We start from the raw sequence: 2428 nt of genomic DNA, 5'->3' as shown, positions 1-2428 counted from the left end.
CTCGTCATCTGGAAGCCGGCCTTCTTCGGCGTCAAGCCCGAGCTCGTCCTGAAGAGCGGCTTCATCGTGACGGCGGCCATGGGCGATCCCAGCGCCTCGATCCCGACACCCCAGCCGGTGCGCTACCGGCCCATGTTCGCCTCCTACGGCGGCGCGGTGTTCTCCACGTCCATGACCTTCGTGTCCAAGGCGGCGCTCGAGGACGGTGTGCCGTCGCGGCTCGGCCTGCGGAAGATGGTCTCCGCGGTGAGCCGGTGTCGCGGTCTCCGGAAGGCCGACATGGTCAACAACAGCTACTGCCCAAAGATCGAAGTGGACGCGGAGACCTACGAGGTGCGCGCCGACGGTCAGCTCTTGACCTGCGAGCCCGCGCACGTCCTGCCGATGGCTCAGCGGTATTACCTGTTTTAGTCATGGTGGTGATCACCGAGCCGCACCTGCACGTGGACCCTTCCGCCCTCGAAGGGAAGGAACGCGACACGCTCTGCCTGACCTGGGAGGAACGGCGCTGGACGCGAAAGCGCATCGTGACGACCCAGGGCAGGGAGGTGGCGCTGGCGCTGCCGACGGGCTCCCTGCTCCGGCCCGGCGACGTGGTGGCGGTCGAAGCCGACTGGTATCTCGAGGTCGAAGGCAAGCCCGAGCCCGTGTTGACCGTGACGCCCAAGGACAGAAACGAGGCGATCCGTGTCGCGTTCGACGTCGGCAACCGCCACTTTCCGGTGGCGATCTCGGGTGATGATCTGCTCGTGCCCGACGACACGGCCATGGAGCAGCTCTTGACCCGGCTCGGCGTCGTCTGGAAGCGCCGCGCGGCGGTCTTCGCCCCGCTCGGCGGCGGGCATTCTCACGAGCACGGCACGAGCGCGCTGGACGGCCACTCTCACGCGCCGACCCATCACCACCATGACTGAGCGTCCGATTGGATTGGAGTTGCTGTCATTCCTGCACTTCGCCGACAGCGCCTTCCCGACTGGCGGCTACGCCCATTCCTTCGGGCTCGAGACGTATTGCCAGGCTGGCCTCGTGCGAGGACGCGAGGACCTCGAGCGCTTTCTCGTCGCCCAGATCGAGGGCTCGGCCGGGCCCTGCGACGCCACCGCGGCTGTGGGAGCGCTGAGGGCTGCGGCGCGAGAAGACCTCCAGGCCTGCCGGGAGATCGACGCCACGCTCGAAGCGATGAAGCCGGTGAAGGAGTTCCGGGAGGGCAGCCGGCAGATGGGGCGCCAGACGCTCCGGGTAGCGGCCGCGCTGACCGGTGAGACGCGGCTCACTCGCTACGCTGCCGACGTAGACAAGGGGCTCGCCCCGGGGCACCACGCCGTTGCCTATGGGCTCGCCGCTGCGGCGCTGGGCTGGGAGCCCGAGTGGGCGGCGACCGCGTATCTCTACTCGACGACGGCGCTGCTGGTCGGCGCGGCGCTCCGGCTCCTTTCCATGGGCCAGATGGAGGGGCAGCGCGTGCTGTGGGGCCTCCATCCGGTCATCGAGCGCGTGGCGCGAGAGGCCGCGGCGCGCGACGCGGGCGATCTCTGGAGCTTCGCGCCCGGAATCGAGATCGCAGGCATTCGGCACGCCTCGCTCGAGATGAGGCTCTTCCGGTCATGAGTGGGGACCCCAAGATCCCGCGCCCCTTGCGGATCGGCGTCGGCGGGCCTGTCGGGTCCGGCAAGACGGCCCTCGTCGAATCGCTCTGCGTGAGACTGCGCGACAACTACGACCTGGCCGTGATCACCAACGACATCTACACGCAGGAAGATGCCCAGTTCCTGATCCGGCGCGGCGTCCTGCCGCAGGAGCGGGTCCTGGGCGTCGAGACGGGCGGCTGCCCGCACACGGCGATCCGCGAGGACGCCTCGGTCAACCTCGAAGCGGTCCACCAGCTGCTCGGGCGCTTCCCGGAGCTCGAGATCCTCTTCGTGGAGAGCGGCGGCGACAACCTGGCGGCGACCTTCAGCCCCGAGCTGGTGGACGCGACGATCTACGTCATCGACGTCGCGGAGGGGGACAAGATCCCGCGGAAGGGCGGCCCCGCTATCACCCGCTCGGATCTGCTCGTCATCAACAAGATCGACCTGGCGCCCTACGTCGGCGCTGATCTCTCCGTGATGGAGCGGGACTCCAAGCGGATGAGGGGAGACCGGCCCTTTGTCTTCACGAACCTCCGGGACGGAACCGGCGCCGACCTCGTGGTGGACTGGATCCGGCGCGAGCTCCTCTTCGAGTCCTGAGGCGACGCCGTCCGGCCGCACCGGCCGCGACGGGTTCCTCGGTCTCGCCTTCGAGCTTCGTTCCGGGCGCACCGTCCTCACCGGCCGCCGCTTCACGCTACCGCTCCAGGCGCTCGAGCCCGTGGACCTGGACGGCACGGGCGCCGCGACGCTCTTCCTCCTGAACCCATGCGGCGGCGTGCTGGGCGGCGACCGGC

The 2428-nt window shown here is 69.2% G+C and carries 4 protein-coding genes; all 4 read left to right on the top strand.

The genetic code is table 11. From position 1 onward, the window contains the following. Nucleotides 1-411, top strand: a 411-nt coding sequence (gene ureC / locus VGV06_18215; protein HEV2057081.1) for an urease subunit alpha, incomplete at its 5' end; no start/stop codon positions are given. A gap of 2 nt (nucleotides 412-413) precedes the next feature. Beyond that, nucleotides 414-914 carry an urease accessory protein UreE gene (locus tag VGV06_18210; protein ID HEV2057080.1) on the top strand — a complete coding sequence of 167 codons (501 nt, stop codon included), beginning with the start codon at nucleotides 414-416 and terminating at the stop codon, nucleotides 912-914. Beyond that, on the top strand, nucleotides 907-1608 hold the full coding sequence (locus VGV06_18205; protein ID HEV2057079.1) for an urease accessory UreF family protein: 702 nt from the start codon (nucleotides 907-909) through the stop codon (nucleotides 1606-1608). The genes VGV06_18210 and VGV06_18205 overlap by 8 nt, the downstream gene beginning before the upstream one ends. Continuing rightward, nucleotides 1605-2231 carry an urease accessory protein UreG gene (gene ureG, locus VGV06_18200; GenBank protein HEV2057078.1) on the top strand — a complete coding sequence of 209 codons (627 nt, stop codon included), beginning with the start codon at nucleotides 1605-1607 and terminating at the stop codon, nucleotides 2229-2231. The genes VGV06_18205 and ureG overlap by 4 nt, the downstream gene beginning before the upstream one ends. Nucleotides 2232-2428: the final 197 nt, after the last annotated feature.

The organism is Candidatus Methylomirabilota bacterium (assembly GCA_035936835.1).
Classification (GTDB): domain Bacteria; phylum Methylomirabilota; class Methylomirabilia; order Rokubacteriales; family CSP1-6; genus AR37.
Note: the sequence above shows the minus strand (reverse complement) of the source record. Positions and strands in the feature narration are given on the sequence as shown.